Source organism: Pseudomonas sp. AU12215, from assembly GCF_001675465.2.
GTDB lineage: Bacteria > Pseudomonadota > Gammaproteobacteria > Pseudomonadales > Pseudomonadaceae > Pseudomonas > Pseudomonas nitroreducens.
On the sequence record NZ_MACM02000160.1, the window covers coordinates 14,307 to 36,163 of the forward strand.

The window sequence follows — 21,857 nt, forward strand, 5'->3', positions numbered from 1 at the left end:
TGGACTCAATGAGCATTGATTCCAGCCTCATAATGGATTTCAGAAATCAACTGGAATTCAGATATGACCCCCAAATTACTTCTCATGTTAACTATTGGTTATGCCATTGCGCTGGGACTCTTCTTTGGTTGGAGAAAAAACCTGAAACACCTGGCGCTATGGGGGTTAATTGGTGCAACCCTTATTGAAGTAGGCGCAACAGCCTTGGGCTTTAACAAAGGAATCTCTGACACCTTGTTAAAGCAAATAATGATCGTTTTCGGAATTGGATTTCCGGTTTTTCTTACCGCAAGACACGCCTCTATCTGGAAAGGTATATGCAAGGGGCGAGCGCAGGAGAGAAAACTTAAGAAATCTCCGTCCACTTTTATCATCCATGCTTTAGGGCTTGCCAATCTGTGGCTTCCTGCCTTAGGCCTGATTATCACCGGCTTAATCATGCTCTATGCGCGGGCGCGAGCCGCCAACCATATGCCTCAACTCACTGATAGTGCTCGCTTCCAAGCAAATCTTTCTTTAATGCTTATCTTTGCCTACATACTTTCTGCGATGCCAATCGGGGTCTACATTACTTCGGTTATCTTGTTTTACGGAGCAGGGAAAATACTGGTCGGTTTTGCGGTTTTTGCGTCCGGCCACGAGTATCGTTATTACACTGGGGAAGGCCTGATCTCTAAGCTTCAAGCTCGCTTTAAGCGGAGGCGCCAAGCCACACCGAATCAAGGTTTGTAATTTTTCAAACCACCCTGATACTATCCTTCTTACTCACAAAGCCAAACGAGGCCAGGCATGTCCCTTATCAATGAGTACCGCGCCACTGAGGAAGCCATTAAGGAGCTTCAAGGTCGCTTGAAGAACCTTGAAAACAACGATCAGCTCAAGAAGGAACTCGAGTTCAGCGAAAAGCTCCGCGAGCTCATGGGCCAGTATGGGAAATCTCTCCGCGACATCATTGCCATCCTGGATCCCGAAAGCGCGCGGAAACCCCGCCTTGCTGTCACCCCGGCCGGTGGTAAACGCAACCGGAAAGTCAAGCGCTACACCAACCCACACAACAACGAAGTCATCGAGACCAAAGGCGGCAATCACAAGACGCTGAAGGAATGGAAGGCCAAGTGGGGTGCAGACACAGTCGAAAGCTGGGCAGAAATCATCTAAGCCCTAGCGCCGATGAAAACCCCGCTACGGCGGGGTTTTTCTTTTCTGGTGGCAGTTGCGTCCTGCTTTCGCCGCTGGCATGATGCGGTCTCTTTCGTCAGCTCTGCTGACCCGGCTCACGCCGTAGCTGCTTCCCAGCACCCATCTTTTTGCAGGAATCTTCCTGCTCGTGGCGACTCTCCATGGGTCTTCCCGAACGAAAACACCTTTCTCACACCCTCGCTTCGTTGACTAACGAAAGCCAGGCTCTCATGAGTGCCTCGACTGCTCGTCAGTTGATTGCAATTGAAGCTACTCCGCCAGCAGCAAGCGTTCTGCAAACGAGCGCACTTCTCTGCCGGCGACAATGAATACGATACGTCCAGACGGTGGCCCGCCATAGAGGGTGTCATGTGCGAATGACCTGCTCACGTCAGTATGAGTGATCAGCGTGGCCCGCAGTCGGTGCCTCCGGAGCTTGCTCCGAAATAACAACTGCAGTGCAGAGATGGCTTGTTGGGTCTGTGTCACCGATTAGATCTTATGATCGAAAGGTACGAGCAGCCCACCTCCTCCCTGCATTGCAGGGGTCTCCCGTAAAGGGCAGGCCAGGCTCTCACATTTGCTTCAAAACTCAATCGCAAGAGTTGCTCAATAAAAAACCCGGCCTCGGCCGGGTTTTTTATTTTCAGTCAGAAATATCTCGACTCGCCTGGGCCAGCAGGCAGGCATAGAAAAGCCACCCCAAAATACTTCCAATCAAAAGCCAAAGCGCATAGTGGTTGACTGCGGCGTTCATGTGTTTCGCAGAGAACTGGAGCGCAACCCCTCCAAGCACCAAGAGCCGAAATGGGCCAAGCACAAATTTCTCTTTCTTGGACAGCAACGCCTGCTTGGCTTTTGCCTGGGCCCAGGTCAACTGCCCTGCCATCATTCGGCCAACCAAGTGAGGCTCAAACCTGCCACCCATGATGACCATGAACGGCATGAAACCGAGCTGCTGCTCTATGGCAGTCGTGTACAGGATGACAAGAAGATACTTCTTCTCGCTTGTGAAGAGATCGGCCGGAATGCTAAGCCGAGGCAACGCTCCACTCCCCCACGCCGCCAGATCTGCCTTGAGCATGATCGCCACAGCAATCGTGTTCAGCAGCAAGGCAATCACAAGCGCAAATGGCGTGGCCATGTGGAAGCAGGACCGCCACGGCGAGCCTGGCCCAACACTGCAGCCCACAATCCTATCGCGAGGCAGAAGCCCGGCTCGCGACATACATATTGCAAGTACGATGAAGATCAAGGGGCTGGAAAGGGAGAAAACATGAAATACCGTCTGACCCAGCACCAGCAGCAACCCCACCGAGAAAACTGCAAAGCTGAAGGTCACAGCCAGGTATAAGGGCAGCACATTCAGGAAAAGCGGCCACGCGCCTGCAAACCAACCCTTCCATAATCCCCAATGAATCCTTTGGGTGTCCAAAATTTCCGTCGCCGACATCGCTGACTTCTCTTGTCAAAAGGTAGCTTGAGGCTACCACCGCTTCCAAAACCGCAAGGGGGAGCAGGTTTACACATTTCGTGAAAACAGGAAAACACGAAACGACCGCGGGTCCGATGTAATGCGGCCCCACGGGCAAGAGAAAAACCGTCGACGAAGGTACTTCGACTCCAACAGCTCCGGCGGGATGAGTCTTGCACCTAAGGCTTACTGAAGAGCTTCATGGACTCGAGCTCGACAAGGGAAAGTCGCCGGCGGAGCACGTCAAGCAAAACCTCGGCATCAGACAAAGCGTCTACTGGGTCTCGCTTCATCGAAGAGTTGATCGCGTCTCGTAACCAGTAGCTGGTTCCAGGAGAGGTGAGGAGGTCCTCAACCCCAATTACTTCAACAACATCACCACCAGGCGCTTCGTAGTCCGACACGGCCAACCTCCTTTTTGTCTGCATGACATCCTAGGGCCGGGAGTATTCGCCCACTCCTCAATCCGCACCCAATAGAGGATCTTGAGGAAGGCTTTGAAAATGGACTTTCGCGTTCCACGAAATGGGGCGGATCCAAACCACGTTGCCATTCAGCAGGAATAGAGTCGGTACACATGGTTTATCAGGTAGCCCGACATGAACACCACCGCCTTCCCCCGGCTCAATAAACAGAAGCTCGCCCTGACTGCAGGTCTAGCCTGCGCAGTTGCCCTCGGCACGATCATCATCGCCAACGGTCACGGCTTGGTGAATCCGATCGCCATAGCGAGCAAGGGCTGCAAGATGATTAGCAAATCCATGACAGCTGGCGACATTGACGCCATTCTAGCGGGTACATCTCTTCACCTGGACAACCCCGACGGCGGCTACTGCTTCAACCCTCCCACAGTCGCTTCCTCGAAGTAACGCTGATGCAGGTAACGTTCCTTTCCAGAAGGGATGCAGAGGAAGCTTTGCCCTCGGATGGATACCATCTGATTTCCATATCAGACGGCCCAGAGGACAAAGCAGCAATAGACGAAAGCAGATGGGCAAGCGTCAGCTACCACTACTTCATCGACGCCGGCTTTGACGAGGACACGATTGCTCTGTTTGGCGGTGATGGCGGTGACTTTGAGACGCGGTTTAGGGACTACTTTCTGGAGGATCGGGCAGAGGTCATGCGCCAGAGGATCGCGGCCATCGTCGAGTTGCGACAACCGATCGTAGTTAATTGCCAAGCAGGTAAATCAAGAAGCGCAGCCGTCGCAAAATTCATCAGCACTCACTATGGCTATCAACTGGATAAACCGACTCCAGAGGCCAATATGTGCGTTTATAGAATGCTCGCCAGGGATGGGGTTCTGATCCGGGCATACCGTAGCGCAACAGCATTGGAAACGCACTCAGACCAACAAGCTAGCGACTCGGTCCTGGGGTCAATAAAGCGATTCTTTGGCTTCTAGCCCGCGCCGCACCTAGGGGTTGCATATTTCAGAACTACTGGAAACTAGGTTCGTGCTTGCCGCATCGGCAAGAGTTCGACCAGGACCAGGCGCAAATGAATACAACCCCCGCAGCTTCATTTCACGACAGCAGCTCTAGCCGAGCTCACTCCCGATCCCCGCCGCTTACTTCTGGGCCAAGCAAAGTTGGTCGCTGAGAAACACAGAGTTGAATGCCTTTTTGATCATCAACTAAGGCGACAACTTCAGGCGCCTTCTCTCCATTTCGAACCCACCAGAAACAGCCCTTACTGTCCTCAAGCACTGCTCCCTTTGCTATTGGGAGCGCGATTGAAGCAAAGCGGGCGACTAGCGCATCACTGGCTGCCGGGTCTGCGAATGCAGTGAAAGGTAAAGCTGCAGTTAAACCGAATAACAGAGCCTGAATACGTTGCATGGGAAACTCCTCCTGCACCTATCTTCATGCGCCCTGGGTTTCGGTTGCAGCTGATTCGCCCCTACGAGAGGGGCAAACTGCGAGGTACCGAAGGGATGGATGTTCAGCACATCACCGGCATAACAGTAAGCGTGCTTCAAGAGCTCAGGTTGGCAAACACTCAGGATTCGCGTGCTCTGAGAGACTTTATTCTCAACATTTCAAATCCGGAGGTTTACGACTTCGCCATCCAACGCTTCAGCGAAATGACGGACCCTAGCTTCAACATCGCGCTAGGGCTTCTTCGTGCGCTACGCGAGGGCGGGATATCCCAGGATGGGCTTGGTCAGGTGGCGCTCGAAATTGAAAACTCAGGCGACCAAAGCGACGCCTGCCTGGAGATGATTGGAACCACTTCTATACGCGTGGTTGTATCAAGGCAGCATGTTGCAAGGGTAAGCATCAAGCGCATGGGGCTAGAGAGAGCCAAGAAGAGGGCACGCTGGATACGTGACAACTATCTCTTTGAGATAAAGGGCAGTGCAAAGATTCGCAAAGCACCTACTATCAGAAAGGGCCGGGTTAAGCGGATAAGCCTCATCTCGGACATAGCCACCAACAAGCTGATCTTCCTGGTCAGGTACCAAGGCGACTCCGACAGACCAACTACGAAGCAATTCTCAATTTTGGAGAGGGGCTTTGAGGGCGCATTTCGTGCAGCCTTAGCCAAGGCAAGAGAAGAGTTTCCGGATCTTGATCCTTTAATGCCTAATCCTTACACGCCCACCCTCGAAGAGTACTCACACTTTAAGCCACTCGTTCCTGATCTACCGCCCCCTGAGAAGAACTAATAATTGTCCAATACCAGTCATTTTTAGTCTCTCCTTTGGTCTTCAGTTGCACGAGCATTGTCTGTGTAGCTCGCACCCACGCTAGCGCCTCCTCTGCGAGGCGCATTTTGGTTGCCGACTGTTTCCAGTAACCCTCATCAATCCCCAGCACGATCTTAGTCCCCACTGAAGCGATGAAATCACTAGTAAAGTGAGTTGGCGATTGAGACGCACAGAATAATGCAACTCCGAACTTTCGAGCTTCCTTCGCGATTGTATTGATGATCGAGTCTGGGTCGTCATCGGAATAGATGTGTGCCTCGTCGAGGACAATTACGTCGACTATGTTTTCCTGCACGCCTCGCTCAACGGCCGCTTGGAAAAGCTCCTCCAGCTTGAATAGAACAAAGAGCTTTCTCTCCTCCATGCTGAGCGCGTTAATGTCGTACCTCCATACAGCGGCACCAGGATCAAACGGAGGTGAGTTCGGTTTAAATATCCCGATGGCATCAAGGTTCTGAAGTCTATCCACTACAGACTTTAAAACATCCGTAGAGTCGTACTTCATCAAGCTGGCAATTTCTTTACCTGTCGTAATTGAATCTGCATAGGTCGTAAAGGTATCGATTGCCTTACGCTTTGCCTTATCAAGATCCGCCTTTGCGGAAGCATCCTCAAACGTTGTATTCCCCTTTCGGAGTTCGGCAATTACTTTCTTTCTGTAGGAAGCTGCTGCCTTACACGCAATCTCCAAATTGGTTACTGCCTCGGCCCCGGTTCCAAGAAAGCTCATTTGTAGAACATTCTTGGCGAAGCGAAGCACATCTTGAATAGTTGGATGGGTGCGCGCTATGAGCTTCGGCGGCCAACGGGTAATAGCCCCAACATAATCGTCAGGCGCTATGTACCAACAGTACAACGGAGCCCCGCTCCACTTTGCGCCAAGAGTTTTCGCTTCATCTTTTTCCCCGCGCGGCACATCGATATACAGCCTGTCAGACCCATCGGTAAGGAGAACAGCGGTCTCCTCTTCTACCACCCAGGTGGTTGGGTCTTTCAGACTAAAACCAAACTGTTCATAAACATCCAACAGGAGGTTCCTCAAACAGGCCTCTTGTTTTGGGCCCATTTGCCTCATGACCTTGTTCATGGTGCTCATGAAAGACTGAATTCGTTTGCGGACCCCGCCAAAGTCACGGTCAGGGTTGACTCGCAAAGGATTAAATCCGAAATTCGTTTGTTCAGAGAACCGAACAGAGCTTGAGCCTGGAATTTCGATATCGCCATGCACATCGAACACATGGACGCGAGGGACACAGTCAGCCGTTTGGAGCATGTGGCTGATTGCTTTACGAAGTTGGGTTGTCTTGCCAGCCCCGCTCATACCTACCAACAAGGTATGGCCATTTACCAGGGCGTCAGAATCCCAGATCACTGGGACCTTTTCTTTCCTTTGCTTCCAATCCGCGGCATTAAAGCCAAAATGAATTTTCATGCCTAACCGTCAGTACCCTGAAGACAGAAGGAAGCGCAATGTGCTTCACCTAATGCCTTTAAGGTAACTGTCGGCCGGAGTGGTCTGGGGGCTATCCGCTCCCTAAGCCGGTCCTAACTAGGATCGATCTAAGCTACCCGCCGTAGCCCATGGGTCATTCGAGCCGTTCTTACACGGGCCTGACCGATATCTTCACCTGTTTCTGCGACATGCTGCAGAACCTTGCTAAAGGTTGACATCCCAGCAAGAAAATCGAACGTCAGGACCCTCTGATCTCGGGATCTCTGCGCCAGGCAATGCTCAAATATGTCGTGCAGCGCACCACAGATCAGCGGGGAGCAGCTGTTTAGCCAGGAGTCCGCGCCTGCCTTGTCAGCGCCGACTAGCTCCCCAATGGAATCAAGGAAACTCTCGGCGGCAAGCAGAATCGCAGTGCAGATCCGCTCCGCACTCACGACCCCATCCGGCCTCTCCCACCTTTCGACTACGGCAGATACTTCGGCTGGATTGAGAGCCGGCATTTCATGGGAAATAGCTGCACGGAGCACATGGAACAGGAGGGAGAGATCGGATGTGGTTTTCAGCATAAGGGGCGTCCTAAACTTTAGTCACTCCAAGGTACTGCATTTCCCGAAAGAGCAAGCTGCTGGTCACAGCTCTACTTTGAGCCCATCCAGGCCGAGACTCATCGAAAGCTCTTTTGCTGCCGAAGCCCCCATCCGCTTAGCGAAGCGGTCAAATGGGCTGTCCTTGGCGGTGAAGTCAACCAGCTTGCTGACGCCCACAATTTCACGCGCCACGTAATCGACATCACCAAGTCGGTCGATCAGGCCCAATTCCAGCGCTTGCTCACCTGACCAAATGAGACCAGAAAAAAGTTCAGGGTGATCCTGAGCCTTCAAACGCTCACCTCGGCCAGCCTTGACCGCGTTGATGAATTGCTTGTGGGTTGTCTGCAGAACGCTGCCCCAAAATTGCGTTTCTTCATCGCTTTGCGGCTGAAACGGATCCAGGAAGGCCTTGTGCTCACCCGAAACATAAGACCGTCGCTCCACGCCCAACTTGTTCATCAGGTCCACATAGCCAAAGGACGCGGCAGTGACGCCGATAGATCCTACAAGGCTCGCTTTGTCAGCAACGATCTCGTCGGCCGCACTTGCAATGTAGTAGGCACCTGAAGCACCCAAATCCGTAATCACGGCGTAGACCTTTACCTCTGAATGCAGGGCCCGCTGCCGCTTCAACTCGTCGTACACGTAGCCGGCCTGGACCGGGCTGCCGCCTGGGCTGTTGATCTTCAGTACAACAGCTTTGGTACGCTTGTCATCGAAAGCCTTTGCCAGGCTCTTCTTGATGCTTTCGGCGCTGGCGGACTCACCATCGGCAATCGGCCCGTTGATGTCGACCCTGGCAGTGAACTCTGTAGCACTATCCAAGTCGCCTGCTGCGAAACGTTCTGCTACCAGGGCAGCCGCAAACAGCAAGAAGGCCCCACCCCACATCAGCATCTTGTTTCGTCGCGACGCTCTCCGCTCTCGGATGAGATCTCGCACCAGGTGCTCAAGAGTTTCTTCAGCCCGACTCATTACTACCTCTTCTCTGGGTGTCTGTGATGAACCCGATTTTCTGGCTAACAGAAATTTCCAGGCAGCCAATCAGACCCAAAGAGTGGGAACCGCTCCCCCAGGAGGTAGCGGATTCCCCGTAATTCGCGACGGTCACTTTGTACGATTCTGCAAAAACCACCACGAAGGTACTTCGTGCATCCGGAATGAACCCAATGAACGGTCCCTCTAGGCTACCCACCCCAACCAAGGTTGCTGAGTGCTTTCCAGCGATTGCGGAATTGGCTGCACTCATCAACCTTCCTGTTTGGGTTATCGACCTTGAATCGACAGGATTTGGTGCTCATAGGTCCTTGGGAATCGTAGAGTTCGCCAGCATCCAGATTCCACCCGACGGCCAATCAACTGCCTTTAGCACGCTTGTAAACCCAGAGGTTCCTATTCACTGGGCAGCGACAAAAGTGCATGGAATTGACGAACCGGCCGTGAAGGGCGCCCCAACCTTTCTTGGGATCGCTAACGGACTGCGAAAGGGGCTTAGCACCACTCTCGTCTGCGGATTTAACTCGCGACCTTATGATCTGAAGGTGATACAGGGAAATGCCGAGCGATATGGCTTGGATCCGCTGATAGCTGTGAACCAGCTTGACGTAAGGGACATTTGGGTAGGGCTTCACGGCAAAAAGGGAACCCTTGGGCAAGCGGCGGACAAGTACCAGGTACAGTCAGGACCAGCTCATCGAGCACATGGCGACGTGCTCACGACTGCCCGATTGCTCGACGCCATTCTCACGAGGATGGGGCCCGAATTCGCGCGGCAATATCTGACCAGAACTGAGCCAGAGGAGACTTGCATTTTAACGACTAGCTGAAAGTATTTTCTCATATGCGCGCAACTCCATACCTATGAAATCAACAAGGTCTCCGCGATGAACAATCTCGAAATTCCTCCCTTCCCACCAGTTGAAGCGACATGGGTTCCGATCTATGCGGAGCTGATCCCTTGCTCAGGGGAGCGCATCACTCTCGGCGTAGCGGCATGGGCGAAAGGTGACTTTAAGCATGCACTGGCAATCTCTGGCCAGAAAGCCGACCTCATACTGGGTGAAGCTACGAGCCTTCTGAGCGAGAACTTCAATAGAGTCTGTGAGCTTCTTGCAGATGCAGTTGCTTTACCCTTCCAGCTGCAGGAGACGTACCTCGGGCTATTTGTGGGGCACCCGAGGCATGGGCTGGGTGATTCACTGGATGACGTCCTTGACCAGGCGCTTTCGCTGAGCAGCTCTTTCTACCAAGGGCACCTCCGGGAGTAGGGTTTGCCAGCTTTCTTCCAGCAGCCCGTCCCGCCTCACTCGAAATAAAAAAAAGCCCGCGTGCTCAAGAGCCGCGGGCTTTTTTCATTTCCGGTAAACCAGGCGATCGATCAGATAGGTCAGAGTACATGCGCTGACGACAATTCCAACCACGACGCAAGTGGTGAACACCGGCTCGTACCTTAAAGAATTCATGTACATGGCAACGAAGTATAGAAACATGGAGACTCCTTAGCGATTGGAGGACTCCATGCCCCATAGGGGTTAGGAGCCCCTGTGGGTTTAGGTTGCTTTAATCGGACAAGCCCAGGTCAAGCTGACCTGCCTCCGAAGAGGAATTGAGCATAGATCGTAGCATTGCGGTGGCGCCTATCGAAGCCCTCTCTTAAAAAGCCGACTCCATGATCCCAATTCTGGATCGGACACCCCCCTTGCACTTTTGGAAACCCTCATACGATGGACTCACCTCAAACGAGGCGGCTCCAACACTTATTGAGCCCACATCCAAAAGTAGAAAGGGAACGTACATGCAGAAGACAGTCCAGAAATCCTTGCTCGCGCTGGCCATCTCGGCGGCAGCTATCAGCGCGCAGGCCGCCGACATCGACATGACCGGCCAGACTCAGGCTCTGGAGTACGGGCAAGAACAAGTCGACGGCTTCACCCTGACCGGCACCAGCACTCTGGACAGCGACATCGCTGAGTTCAGTGGCTCGGAGATCTGGGGCGACGTCGTCAACGCCGCCAACCTCGTAAGCGTCAGCGACTACAGCACCGGGTTTGATCTCAACAGTGAGACTGTGCTCTTCGGCAACCTCACCAACCTGGGCACCCTGGATATCAGCGGCAAGCGCTCTATCGCTTACGAGATTGATGGCTCTACCATCAATGGCGGCCTCAACAACCGCGGCACAATCAACGTCAGCGGTGCTTTCGACGAACTGGACCAAAAGGGACCAATCGGCTATCTCATCGACACCAGCGCCGTCCTGGGCGACGTACGAAACGACGGCACCATCCAAGTTCAAGGTGCGGAAGGTCGCGGCATCAATGTGGACGATAGCCAGCTTGGTGGGTACGTAATCAACTCCGGCACCATCGCGGCAACCGGCGCCGGCGCTATGGGCATCTACGTTGAAGAGTCGGAAGTTTCTTCGATCGTGAACCATGGCACCATTCAAGCCAATGGCGAGTCTTCCCGCGGCGTCCGTGTAACCGACTCCCTGATCAACACACTGATCAACAGCGGCACCATTCAGGCCACCGGGGATGCCTCTATTGCAGTCGACATCGACGGCCGGACCCAGCTGACCGAGCTTCAACTGCCATCGCAGCAAAATGGCGTGGTTAACTCCGGAACCATCGACGGCGCCAAGTACGGCATCAAAATCACTGACGCGCAACAAGCCAGCTCTCTGGTGATCAACCAAAACGGTGGCGTCATTCGCGGCGGCGAAGCTGCAATCAAAGGCTCCGGCGAGAACATCACGCTGGATTGGCGTGGCGGAGACATCGATGGGGACATCCTGGATGTCGGGACGGTGAACGTACTCGGCTATGCCGGCTTCCGCGGAAACAGCATTCGTGCGGTGAGCGCCACCCCGTCTGTAGGCGGTACTGTTAACGTCGGCTCCCAGTCCTACCTGGCTTTCGACAAAGAGCACGTGAACATCGACGGCAATATCGATGTGGCCGCCGGCGGCTCCCTCCAGTTCTACATCACGCCGACCACCAATCCGGATCAAGGTGTTCTGACCGTAAGTAAAACAGCTCGTTTTGGCGAAGGCTCCAACATCAACCTGGCGGCACGCCCTATTGACTTCGCGCCTGGTGCAGAAGGTCAGCGCTATGTACTGGTAGATGCCGGTAGCCTGGAAGACGAAGGCGTGCGGGTGAACTCGCTTTCGTACCTGCTCGAGGTCAAAGGCTTCCAGCAAGAGGGGAACCAACTGGTTGCGGTCCTGGGCATGCTCGAGCAAGAGCAGATCGAGGAAATCATCGAGCAAAGTGGTGCCGATGCGAACAGCCAAGCGTCCTTCCTGTCGCTGGTCAGCATCCTGTCGAAAATGGATGTAAACGACCCCGTGTACCAGGCCTTCGTATATGCCAGCCCAGAAGAGCGTGCTGCACTTGCCAAACAACTGCTTCCTGAGATCAATGGCGGTAGCACCCAAGCTGCACTCTCCGGCCAAAACGTAGTGGCCAGTGCGATCGGTAATCGCACCAGCTCCCTGCGCAGCGGCATGTCCTCCGGTGAAGCTTTCGCAGAGACCGGCGCCTGGGTTCAGATCCTGAACAACAACTCTGATCAGAACGAGCGCGGTGGAGTCGAAGGTTTCGATGCAGACACCAACGGTATCGCTATCGGTGTTGACGGCAAGGTAAACGATGCAACCACCGTAGGCCTCGCCTACAGCTACCTGACTACTAACGTGAAGTCGGACAGCGGTAACAAGGTGGATGTGGATGGTAATGCGTTGACCCTGTACGGCAGCTGGGAACAAGGTCGCTTCTTCGTCGACGGCAGCCTCACCTACTCGATCAACGACAACGACTCCAAGCGCAACATTGTTGGCACCACCGCCAAAGGCAGCTATGACAGCGATATGCTGGGTGTGAACCTTCTCGCCGGCTACGGAATCCAGGTCGATCGCAATCTGCTTGTCGAACCGCGCGTAGCAGCCCGCTACAGCAATATCTCGATCGACTCTTACTCCGAAAAAGGATCTTCGGCGGCCCTCACCATCCAGGATCAGCGCTACGAAGTCGCCGAAGTAGGCGCTGGCTTCCGTATCGCCAGCGATCTGCAACTGGGCAACGGCACACTGACACCTGAGCTGAAGGCAATGGCATACCACGACTTTGCTGCTGACCGCTCTCAAAGCACCAGCGCATTCGTACAGGGCGGCCTGCCCTTCGTAGTCTCTGGCGCCAACCCGGTTCGTGACAGCTACGAGCTGGGTCTGGGGGCTGACTACAAACTGGGCGCCGTCACTGTCGGTGCAAGCTATGAGCGTCTGACCAAGTCCGGGTTCGACTCCGACACTTTCATCGGCAAAGTTCGCTACGACTTCTGACCAACCAAACCTTTAACCCGGCTTCGGCCGGGTTTTTTTTGCCTGAATTTACGATTGAAGAAGACTTGCATAATTACGAGATGAGCGATGCTTCTACTAAGAATACGGATCCTGCCGGGCGACAAGACACATGATCAAAAACGCAATTCTCTGGCTCTTTTTCCCACTCGTGGGTGTCACTGGCTGCACAAACCATACCCAGCTTCTCTACTCAGACGCAGCTCAGCAAGGGCGCCTGCCTTTAGTCATCGACACAGGGAGATTTCTCATACAGACAGTGATCCCAGGTAACACGGACTCAGACAGTCTCCGCGTGTACCTCGAGGGGGACGGCAAAGCTTGGGCAACTAGAACACAGCCAAGCACCGACCCTACACCGACGGTTCCACTAGTTTCCAAGCTGGCGGCCAATGATCCCGCTCCATCCGCCTACATCGCCAGGCCGTGCCAGTACGTGATGAACAATCACTGCACTTACAAAATCTGGACAGACCGCCGGTTCAGCGATGAAGCAGTCGAAAGCATTTCGACTGCATTGGACAAGATCAAGCTGAAAATGGGAGCAAGTCATGTTGAGCTTGTCGGCTACTCAGGCGGAGGAGCCATAGCACTCCTGCTGGCCGCAAGACGATCTGACGTGACATCAGTCCAAACTCTAGCGGGGAACTTGTCCCCTGCAGGGTGGGTTCGACTTCACCAGCTATCACCGCTCTCTGAAGCTTTGGAGCCGGTCGATTACAGGGATCGTCTGCGTCACATCCCCCAGCGCCACCTGGTGGGCACACTCGACCCGGTCATCCCGGCAAGCCTAGCGCAGGCATTTACCTCTTCAATGCCTGATGCGAAATGCCTTGAACTGCGCGAGGTCAAGGCTACGCACGAGCAGGGCTGGGAGGCTGCGTGGGCCATCTATCGAGATAGACCGATATCCTGCAAATAGGAGCCCAGATTCGTCCCCCGAATCGGCGCTAATTGGGCTCCACTTTCGGACAGGAACGAGGAAACTTCCCCCATCAACGTCCATCAGCGGGCCAGAGCCATGATTGCAACTTCAAATGCGCGCAACCCTCAGAGTGAAATATTCCCTCTGCTAACCCGGTTTGCCCAGGAGATTCGCTCACCGCTGACCATCATCTCTGTGCAGCTTGTCGAGTCAGCTGCAGTGAAACAGGCTCGGCTAATTGAGGTCGTGACACTGTCTGTTTCAACGACTGGCGCCTCATCTTGGTCAAGCTTCTTCACAGAGGCGAACTCCCTAAGTCCTGAAGCGGTAGCCAGCGCAGGTGTACGGCGAACTGTAGGCCTAAGGGAAACAAGAGACGCCGTGAGTTTTGGCGTGCTCTACGAACACCTTAGTAGAGCCTTCCTCTCGACAATCGTTGTCGGATTCGGAAGTGGGCGCATTGACATTCCGTTATTGCTGAAGCTGATGAGTGCCGAGGGGTCGCCTGCTCTCAGCCCCAAGGCCCATCTGGATTTACAAAGAGCTTGGTGGCAGCTTCTGAAAGCTGAAGCAGGAGAGATAACCGCAGCCGGTGCGATGTACAACGTCCAAGTCGGTCACCATCCTCGTGGGGAAGAAGCCGTACTTGCGATGGCTAAAATCCATGAGGCAATGCTCTGGCGACACGGCTATGAAGTACTTGCCAAAAACATTGTGATCAACGAGTACCCGTATGCGCCCACTGCTGGCCTTCGCAACGAGAGAGCTGGGGCGACGCCGCGCTCCGAGAAGGAGAAGCGGCAACGGAAGAGAGAGATAGACCTGCGCGATCGTCTTCTGCAATACCTGAAGACGAACGATACCCAGGATCCCGACATGCTTTCGATCAGCAGCCTGGCCAGAACCCTGGAAACCACAGAAACGAAGGCTAGCATCACGCTCGGACAACTTATTGCGCAACGCCGCATTGCATATCAACCCTTCGTTGATCCAGATGCTCAGGAGGTCCTGGATGCCTATCTCCCCGCAGCAATGGCCATCCACGGGTTCGATAAGCTGAAGCCCCTCAAAGAACATGTAGAGGGGAAATCTGGAAAGACGCTGGACTACATCCAGCTTAGGATCGCGCTGCTAAAGCGTAACCTCACCCCAACTTCCAGCAGTAACTGACTGCCACATCAGGCTAGGTCATCTGCCCCCGGCCAGGGGCGGATTAACTCCAAGCGTAAAGGAAGGGTCCCCAAGATAGGCGCATAGCTTCTGAACCGGAGAATGTGATGCGCCACCCTTTTGAGCTCGACCCTGCAGTAATTCACAGCATCATCCATCACCAGGCAGGCTCTATCGGTAAAGCCCTTATCGAGCTGATCATGAACTCTGTCGATGCAGGTGCGACCTTCGTCCGACTGGCCATCGACAAGAGCGGCTTCGAATGCTCGGACGACGGCCAAGGCTTCGCGAGCCACAGTGACGTCATTCGATACTTCGGCAGGTTTGGAACGCCTCACGTTGAGGGAGACGCGAAGTACGGCCGCTTCCGTCTCGGCCGCGGGCAAATCATGGCCCATGCGGCGACGATCTGGAGGTCCAACAGCTGGCAGATGTCAGTCGATACCCTTTCGATGGGATACAGCTACGACCTGGAAGAACTAAAAGCGCCCGAGCCAGGGTGCAACATCACGGGCAAATGGTACGAAGTACTTGAGTACACCGACCTCATGATCTGTCTTCAAGAGGTTCGGGATCTTGTGAGGTATACCCCGATCGCCGTATCGCTCAACGGGGCGCCGATTACGAAGGATCCATCAAAAGAGAACTGGGACTACCAGGACGAGAACGCCTACTACCGAGTAAAGCCGGACGGACCAGTTGGCATCTATAACCAAGGCGTTCTGGTACGCAACGATTCCAGTCACATGTGGGGGTGTGGTGGGTTGGTCGTCACGAAGAAGCCAATCGGTCTCAACGTGTCCCGAACTGAGATCCTCAGGAAAACCTGCCCTGTCTGGAAAGCCATCGCTGCACAACTCAAAGTGATGGCTGACGAATTGAACGGCCGGATTGGCGATCACCGAAAAACCGAGGCACGAAGAGAGCAGTCTGCTAGAGCGCTGCTGGGCGGCGACACTGATAGCCTCCGAATCTTCGGAGAAGAGGAAGTGATTACGCTCCTTCCAGGGAAAAAGCATGTCACCTTCGCGGAGTTCATCCGTAGAAGTTTCTCCCATGAAAAAAATTACGCAGTCGTTGAGCGGGCTCAGGATGTCCCCAAAGGCGAAGCCATCGCACGGGAAGGAATTGCCCTTCTTGTCCACCCTTCAACCATGTATCGGTTTGGGTGCTACAGCGCCGGCGAGCTTCGTGATGATCTCGATCGCATTGTTAAAACGCTTACCGGACTTCTTGATGAACTGCCAAACCAATCAGGCTGCGTCGAGCCTGGATCTCCGGCCAGGTTTGCTTGGTATATCAGAGAGGGGGCGCCAAACCTTCTCGATTACCACACCATCCGTGACTCTTTCAAAATCAAGGTCGGTGTAGTCAGCGCGGAAAAAGCCCTTACAAAACCGCAGTACCGGGCTTGGAGCCCTATGCGATTAGCCCTGGAGCGTTATGCCGCTGTGATCACCGGCGGCCGGGTGTATGGGAACTTTCAAGTACACCGCGGGAAGCGCTTCAAGATTCTCCTTGGCGAATCAAACAGCATGCGGGCTTGGACCGACGGCGAAAAGTACATCGCATTCAACATCGACCTGGCTAGAAAGCTAGCCTCAGAGCCCTTAAAGACTGCCCATCTCCTCTTCTCCCTTCTGGAGCACGAGGTTGCACATGAGGGTGACAGCATGGATGCCGGCCATGACGGCCAGTTCTTCAGTCGCTTTCATGACATCAACATCGAGTACGCCCAAGATCGGCAGCAATTCATTCATCTCTGGCTGCGCACTTACACCTACAGAATGCAGGTCGAGTCTCGTCGGCTAAAAGGAAGCTTGCGCTTTGCAGACGCCCTGCTGAACCGCGCTAACGATCAGCTAGAGAAGCGAAATTTACCTGCAATTGCGGATGAAATCTCAAGCGAAACTCTAAGCGCATTCGCTGACAACCGGGACTCTGATGCACTGCTTCGTTCAGTCAACAGGTCCATTCAGTCTCGCGTTGACCAAGGGGAACAGATTGAATGGACGCAGGTACTTTCAAAGTCTGCTGAAAGACAGAAAGAGCTTGACGCTGAACTGCTAAAGCAAAGAGAAGCCGAAGAATTGTTTATGCGTGAGCATGAACATGAAGACGATTACGAAGACGAGGAATCTCATCAGGAATTCATCGAGGCCTTCGAAAGGCACAATGCCGACCTAACCCACTGGCGTTCCGAATACTCCCGCCAACTGGGGGTTGAGCCGGACGAGATCACCGAGGAGTTCATTTACGAGCTCCACATGGCGCACGACGACGATCACCTGAAGCAAATCTGGATGCGCCTATCTGGCAAGGAATCTGAGGTCTCCAAGCAAGCTGAAGAAATCCCTAAGGAGCTCAAAGAACTCGCCATGCCCGGTGAAACAATGGACATGCTTGACACCCTGGCCTGGAATGCCGGCTTCACCGACATTGGCGATTATCTCAGATGGCGAAAGGAGAACGCAGCTTAGCGTCTTGCATGCGGCAGAGTCGCTATGTAACCATCAGAACCTCATCAGGCACCTTGCCTGCCGAGGGTAGCTTCACCCTTTCAGAAGCATCACACAAACCCTAGGGGTCTCTGACCCCTAGCGGGCCAGGACTCCTTCCTCAAGGAGATCCACATGAACACAACTAAATCCTACGACGTTGAGCTGCGCAACCAGGTTGATGGCGTAGTCCCCTCCTCCGCCACATTCGCTCTTGATCGAAACAAGGCTCTTGAAATCGTTCGCTTGAGCGTTCTCGTCAAAGCGAGCAACCTCCACAAGGTTGAGAAGCTGGATCGGACTGTCGACTATCAAGCCGAATTCGAGATCGATGGCGAAACGCTGAACGTAAGTTCTCGTGATTTCTGGTTCGCCGGCCACGCCAAAAGCAGCGGAGCGCCGTTCGAAACGGAGCAGTTGTCCATTGCTGAGCTTGCTCAGTTTTTTGGGGTGACGGTCGAGGACGCCCGCGAGCCTTTCGAGGCATTCCACGGCGCAACGAAAGAAGAGATCAGATCGGTAATGATGCAAGATATCGTAGGTGACTACGATATCCCCGAAGAGGTCTCTGAGTGGAAATGGGTCGAGGAAAAAGCCAGCTTTGTTCATGCGCGCAATGGGCAAGACGGCGTCTGGGAATTCGTCCTGAATCTGGCCAACAGCTGGGATGACATTCCTGAAAAACTGGTGCCTGTGATCAGCTCTGCTCGAGCAGACCACGCTGGATACCTGATCATCCACCAGGGCACATAAGATCAAGCCCGACCACTCCTAAAGAGAGGTCGGGCTTTTTGGTTATGCGCAGTTGCATTCTGGCCGACTGCGCGAAAATACACGCTACCAACCCACAAGGCGTAGAGCATGACAACGTTGAGCAACCAGGAGTCCCGGTCAACGGACGAAACCCTGCTGAACAGAGCCAGGGCTTTCGCCGTGGGGGCTCATGCAGCTATCGGGCAGAAGACCCCCTACACAGGCGAGGATTACTCGACCCACCTCGAAGCTGTATCGCAGCTGCTTTCGAGGTACACCTCCAATTCCACAGTCCTAGCTGCAGCATTGCTTCATGACGTGATCGAAGACACGCATGTCAGCTACGAATTGCTGCGCCGGGAATTTGGAATCGAGGTGGCCACAATCGTCCAGATGGTCAGCAAGATTTCGAAACGAGAGGACGGCGATCGAGCCACACGAGTGGCAATTGACATTGAGCACTACGCACTTGGCAATGCTGACGCGCATGACGTCAAGCTGTGCGACATCATCGTCAACGTCAGCTCAATCGTTGACCGCGCCGTAAAATTCGCAGCTGTCTACGTTCCGGAAAAGCAGGTACTCATTGAGAGGCTCACCAAGGGCAATCCGCAGATCAGAGCCCTTGCGGAGGAAACGGTTCTTTCCGAACTCAAGCGATTGGGGTACCGTTAAACGCAGCACACAGGCTATCGCCTGGCTTCAATCTTCAAGACCCTGCTGAGCAGGTCTTGACGTCAGCAGCTGACCTGTATTGTCAGCATCCACGGCTTAACCGCCATCCCCCAGGGGCACACTTGCCCTCTGGGTTGGTGTGTCCTTCTTCACTGGAGACACACCATGCCTTTCTTCATTGATGAAAGCCCTGATCCGGCACTTCCTGTAAAAGTCGGCTGCGGGCATCTGCCTAAACGGATGACCTACAACCAGGCTCTCTCGTGGGCACTAAACCAGCGAGCATCTCGTGGCGGCCAAGAACCCACACTGCGGGTCTGCGAGCGTGCCGGCGTGAGTTACAGACACATCGAAATCACTTTCCACTAACCCACTGGGGCTCTTCCCAGCTGGGAAGGCCTGCGCTACTCGAGGCCTACAATGAAAAGCAAACTCACTGCAAAAATCACCGCGACCTTTCTCGTTCAAATTGTGGAACGCGGTACCAGGAGAGGGCTAACGCCTATCTCGGAAAGAGAGTTTGACAGACAGTACGTTGATGAGCCGGACTTCATGCTTGAAGATCGATTCAAGCGTCAGATTCTCAGCGAAACTGAAAACGCAATAAAACACCAGCCAATCATGAAAAGAAAACTCTCAGGAATTGACTGGTGCATTGATGCTGTAATCATCTAAATATTTGCCGGTCCTTCGGGCCGGCAATTTTCTTTCTCGTCGTCACTCGTTTCGCGCGAGGCCGACATCAGCGTTTTAATCATATGCCCAATTAGGGCAGGAAAAACCTGGATGACTACAAGGCCAGTCAAGGAGACAAAAACCACCATTGAGATACCCCGAATCGCTGCACCGACCGCGTCCATGAGTGCATCTTTCAGATACCCCTCTAGCAGACCAACCTCCCCCTTTAGACTAAGTGGAGCAAGCTCCCCTGCGATGGAAAGCAAAGCGCAACCCGCTACAAAAATAATCGCGACCACAACTGCCCCTCGCAGAGCAATGCGCACATCTGACCAACTGGGGATAGAGTATGCAGCGATAAGCAACGCAAGTATTGCCCACCCCGCTCCTTCCATACCTAACACCAGATTCCCAAGCGTGAGCGATAAGCCCTGATTGATGCCCTCTGCGGTGAACCTCACTAACCAGTTACTTTCGACAGCTCCCAAGTAAACGACGCCCTCGCTCGGGATGGGAAAGAAAAACCCTAAAATTATGCATGCGGCTATTAGCGGGGCTACACCTTGTACTACGAGACCAACTGCATGGAAAGTCGACCTTGGATTGTAAGCAAAGGAAACGTAACCCAAATTTCCAGTTTCATGGTTTGGGGCAAATAGTCGCATCCTAGTTATCGGCATGCGGAACAAAAGGCATGCCAGTCCATGAGCGAGTTCATGAATTGGAACGCCAATAAAGCCCAATGCTGCATAAGTGACAAACGATGCTTTAACCACTTTGGAAACGGTCCACGTCGCAATGAAGATCAAGACCGTGGGCAAAAGAATCAGCCAAGCCAAACCTACCAAGGACCACACAAGAAATTCGTCACCCATTTGAAATCCCCCCGCCAGATCATCTGCATCTTTTCACGCCTTTACCCCGCCGAAATGCCTAACCCGCCCAATTCTGGCTCACATGCGCGCATAGGAACCAATCCCAGGTTGCAGTTCTGAGAAGACCAGGAAAATCGCGCATAGAGAAACTTTCCGTGCCCACCGAGAGGGGCGAATTAGGGCGTACCCAGATCAAGGCTCATGTCAAATGAACCCTGAGGTCGCATTGATGCGAGATGAATTATGAGTTCCAAAACGAACATAGAGTGGGCAGATGCTAGTTGGAATCCACTGGCCGGGTGTACACGAATTTCAAAGGGTTGCATGCACTGTTACGCCGAAACCCAAGCGGCAAGAATCATCTTGATGGAGCGCGGCCGCGGCGTACCCGAGGGGCATGGTTCCTACGACGGGCTCTTAGCTCGCGGCGGGCAGTGGAATGGAAAGGTTTCCTTCGTAGAAAAAGCGCTGCAACTGCCTCTCCGGTGGAGAAAGCAGAAAATGATCTTCGTGAACAGCATGTCAGACCTTTTTCACGAAAGCGTTCATTTCAGTGTAATCGACAAGATCTTTGCCGTAATGGCGCTAGCGTATACGACCCAGGCCAAGCCGCACGTGTTCCAGGTGCTCACCAAGCGAGCATCAAGAATGCGCGACTACCTTAACGATCCGCACGTTGTAGATCGTATTGAGGCTGAGGCGAAGATCCTTCGTGCTGACCACGCAATGGATCTGCGCTCAGTATGGCCTCTCCCTAATCTTTGGCTTGGCGTGAGCGTCGAAGACCAAGAACAAGCAGCCAGAATCTCTCATTTACTCGATACGCCCGCGGCAGTTCGTTGGCTGAGTCTGGAACCGCTTCTTGGCCCGGTCGACTTACTGCGCGTCCAGGACGGGGACTTCACCTACAACTCCCTCTCGAAAAAGGAAGGTATCGCATACCGACGAGCCGGAATTGATTGGGTCGTCGTTGGAGGCGAGTCTGGTGATCAAGCTCGCCCAATGCATCCCGACTGGGCAGAGAGCCTTCGGAAACAGTGCGCCCGAATGAATGTGCCCTTCTTCTTCAAGCAATGGGGCGCTTGGTGTCCACGCGGCCCCAAATCGCTTGGCCATCCCGTTGTAGATGGCGTACCGGTCATGTGTGTGACAGAGCACGGAACGGATAGAGCCACCTCTGACCTTGGCGATGTCAAGAACGATGCCTGGATGAATCGTGCCGGAAAGAAACGCGCCGGGAGATATCTCAATGGTGTCATCTACGACAACTACCCCTACGCGATGAAGAGCCTGATTGACTCCCGTGGGGTTCCGGTAGAGCTCATCCCTACGTGTCAGCTGTAGCCCAATTACCTCATAGTCAGGCCAAACATGAACTCACCTGAACATAGCGCACAACACTACTACCGCCCCCTCTCGGTCTCAGGCCTGGAGGGAAGCCAGCAATGCTGGAACTGCGGGACACTGTGGCATTTGGGGAGATACTGGCTACACGACCACGTCAGCACC

At 53.8% G+C, this 21,857-nt stretch carries 21 protein-coding genes; 15 read left to right on the forward strand and 6 right to left on the reverse strand.

Annotation, left to right across the window (positions count from 1 at the left end; translation table 11 throughout):
- Positions 1-63: 63 nt before the first annotated feature.
- Both A9513_RS24840 and mvaT read left to right on the forward strand, forming a co-directional pair.
- Entirely contained in the window at positions 64-732 is a 669-nt protein-coding gene (locus tag A9513_RS24840; RefSeq protein WP_065085824.1) for a hypothetical protein, read from the forward strand.
- A gap of 57 nt (positions 733-789) precedes the next feature.
- Positions 790-1,158, forward strand: coding sequence for a histone-like nucleoid-structuring protein MvaT (mvaT, locus tag A9513_RS24845; protein WP_065085825.1), 369 nt, complete (start codon positions 790-792; stop codon positions 1,156-1,158).
- Positions 1,159-1,825: 667 nt separating this feature from the next.
- On the opposite strand, the gene A9513_RS24850 is transcribed toward mvaT, so the two are convergent.
- Positions 1,826-2,632, reverse strand: a complete 807-nt coding sequence (locus A9513_RS24850; protein ID WP_065085826.1) for a hypothetical protein — start codon at positions 2,630-2,632, stop codon at positions 1,826-1,828.
- A 200-nt stretch (positions 2,633-2,832) separates the two neighbouring features.
- The gene (locus A9513_RS24855) at positions 2,833-3,057 is read right to left on the reverse strand and encodes a hypothetical protein (protein ID WP_255302890.1); all 225 of its coding nucleotides are present in this window, start codon (positions 3,055-3,057) and stop codon (positions 2,833-2,835) included.
- A gap of 195 nt (positions 3,058-3,252) precedes the next feature.
- Here A9513_RS24855 and A9513_RS24860 point away from each other — a divergent pair, with 195 nt between their 5' ends.
- Positions 3,253-3,522, forward strand: a complete 270-nt coding sequence (locus tag A9513_RS24860; protein ID WP_065085827.1) for a hypothetical protein — start codon at positions 3,253-3,255, stop codon at positions 3,520-3,522.
- Positions 3,523-3,527: 5 nt separating this feature from the next.
- Positions 3,528-4,061: a hypothetical protein gene (locus A9513_RS24865; RefSeq protein ID WP_065085828.1), complete on the forward strand. Its 534-nt coding sequence runs from the start codon at positions 3,528-3,530 to the stop codon at positions 4,059-4,061.
- A gap of 145 nt (positions 4,062-4,206) precedes the next feature.
- Here the strand turns inward: A9513_RS24865 and A9513_RS35785 are convergent, their stop codons facing one another.
- On the reverse strand, positions 4,207-4,497 hold the full coding sequence (locus A9513_RS35785) for a hypothetical protein (RefSeq protein WP_141678511.1): 291 nt from the start codon (positions 4,495-4,497) through the stop codon (positions 4,207-4,209).
- 95 nt (positions 4,498-4,592) lie between these two features.
- On the opposite strand from A9513_RS35785, the gene A9513_RS24870 reads away from it, so the two are divergent.
- Positions 4,593-5,327, forward strand: coding sequence for a hypothetical protein (locus A9513_RS24870; protein WP_065085829.1), 735 nt, complete (start codon positions 4,593-4,595; stop codon positions 5,325-5,327).
- Here A9513_RS24870 and A9513_RS24875 read toward each other — a convergent pair.
- Positions 5,284-6,801, reverse strand: a complete 1,518-nt coding sequence (locus A9513_RS24875; protein ID WP_065085830.1) for a helicase HerA-like domain-containing protein — start codon at positions 6,799-6,801, stop codon at positions 5,284-5,286. The genes A9513_RS24870 and A9513_RS24875 overlap by 44 nt on opposite strands.
- A gap of 650 nt (positions 6,802-7,451) precedes the next feature.
- The gene (gene sppA / locus A9513_RS24885) at positions 7,452-8,387 is read right to left on the reverse strand and encodes a signal peptide peptidase SppA (protein WP_065085832.1); all 936 of its coding nucleotides are present in this window, start codon (positions 8,385-8,387) and stop codon (positions 7,452-7,454) included.
- A gap of 194 nt (positions 8,388-8,581) precedes the next feature.
- On the opposite strand from sppA, the gene A9513_RS36805 reads away from it, so the two are divergent.
- From A9513_RS36805 to A9513_RS24925, 9 genes are all read left to right on the forward strand, one after another.
- Positions 8,582-9,238 (forward strand): 3'-5' exonuclease, encoded by a 657-nt coding sequence (locus A9513_RS36805; RefSeq protein WP_065327856.1) that lies wholly within the window; start codon positions 8,582-8,584, stop codon positions 9,236-9,238.
- A gap of 57 nt (positions 9,239-9,295) precedes the next feature.
- The gene (locus A9513_RS24895; RefSeq protein WP_065085833.1) at positions 9,296-9,679 is read left to right on the forward strand and encodes a hypothetical protein; all 384 of its coding nucleotides are present in this window, start codon (positions 9,296-9,298) and stop codon (positions 9,677-9,679) included.
- Positions 9,680-10,206: 527 nt separating this feature from the next.
- Positions 10,207-12,756: an autotransporter outer membrane beta-barrel domain-containing protein gene (locus A9513_RS24900; protein WP_065085834.1), complete on the forward strand. Its 2,550-nt coding sequence runs from the start codon at positions 10,207-10,209 to the stop codon at positions 12,754-12,756.
- A 1,324-nt stretch (positions 12,757-14,080) separates the two neighbouring features.
- A complete protein-coding gene (locus A9513_RS24905) occupies positions 14,081-14,869 on the forward strand; it encodes a hypothetical protein (RefSeq protein ID WP_065085835.1) in 789 nt (262 codons plus the stop codon).
- 107 nt (positions 14,870-14,976) lie between these two features.
- Positions 14,977-17,349, forward strand: a complete 2,373-nt coding sequence (locus tag A9513_RS24910) for an ATP-binding protein (RefSeq protein WP_065085836.1) — start codon at positions 14,977-14,979, stop codon at positions 17,347-17,349.
- A gap of 153 nt (positions 17,350-17,502) precedes the next feature.
- Entirely contained in the window at positions 17,503-18,120 is a 618-nt protein-coding gene (locus A9513_RS24915) for a hypothetical protein (RefSeq protein ID WP_065085837.1), read from the forward strand.
- 108 nt (positions 18,121-18,228) lie between these two features.
- Entirely contained in the window at positions 18,229-18,795 is a 567-nt protein-coding gene (locus A9513_RS24920; protein ID WP_065085838.1) for an HD domain-containing protein, read from the forward strand.
- Between the two features lie 165 nt (positions 18,796-18,960).
- Positions 18,961-19,164: a hypothetical protein gene (locus tag A9513_RS35790; protein ID WP_141678512.1), complete on the forward strand. Its 204-nt coding sequence runs from the start codon at positions 18,961-18,963 to the stop codon at positions 19,162-19,164.
- 51 nt (positions 19,165-19,215) lie between these two features.
- Positions 19,216-19,470 (forward strand): hypothetical protein, encoded by a 255-nt coding sequence (locus A9513_RS24925; RefSeq protein WP_065085839.1) that lies wholly within the window; start codon positions 19,216-19,218, stop codon positions 19,468-19,470.
- Here A9513_RS24925 and A9513_RS24930 read toward each other — a convergent pair.
- A complete protein-coding gene (locus A9513_RS24930) occupies positions 19,467-20,348 on the reverse strand; it encodes a hypothetical protein (protein WP_065327857.1) in 882 nt (293 codons plus the stop codon). The two genes, A9513_RS24925 and A9513_RS24930, sit on opposite strands and share 4 nt — an antisense overlap.
- A gap of 243 nt (positions 20,349-20,591) precedes the next feature.
- Here A9513_RS24930 and A9513_RS24935 point away from each other — a divergent pair, with 243 nt between their 5' ends.
- Entirely contained in the window at positions 20,592-21,692 is a 1,101-nt protein-coding gene (locus tag A9513_RS24935) for a DUF5131 family protein (RefSeq protein WP_083196209.1), read from the forward strand.
- The last annotated feature ends 165 nt before the right edge of the window (positions 21,693-21,857 follow it).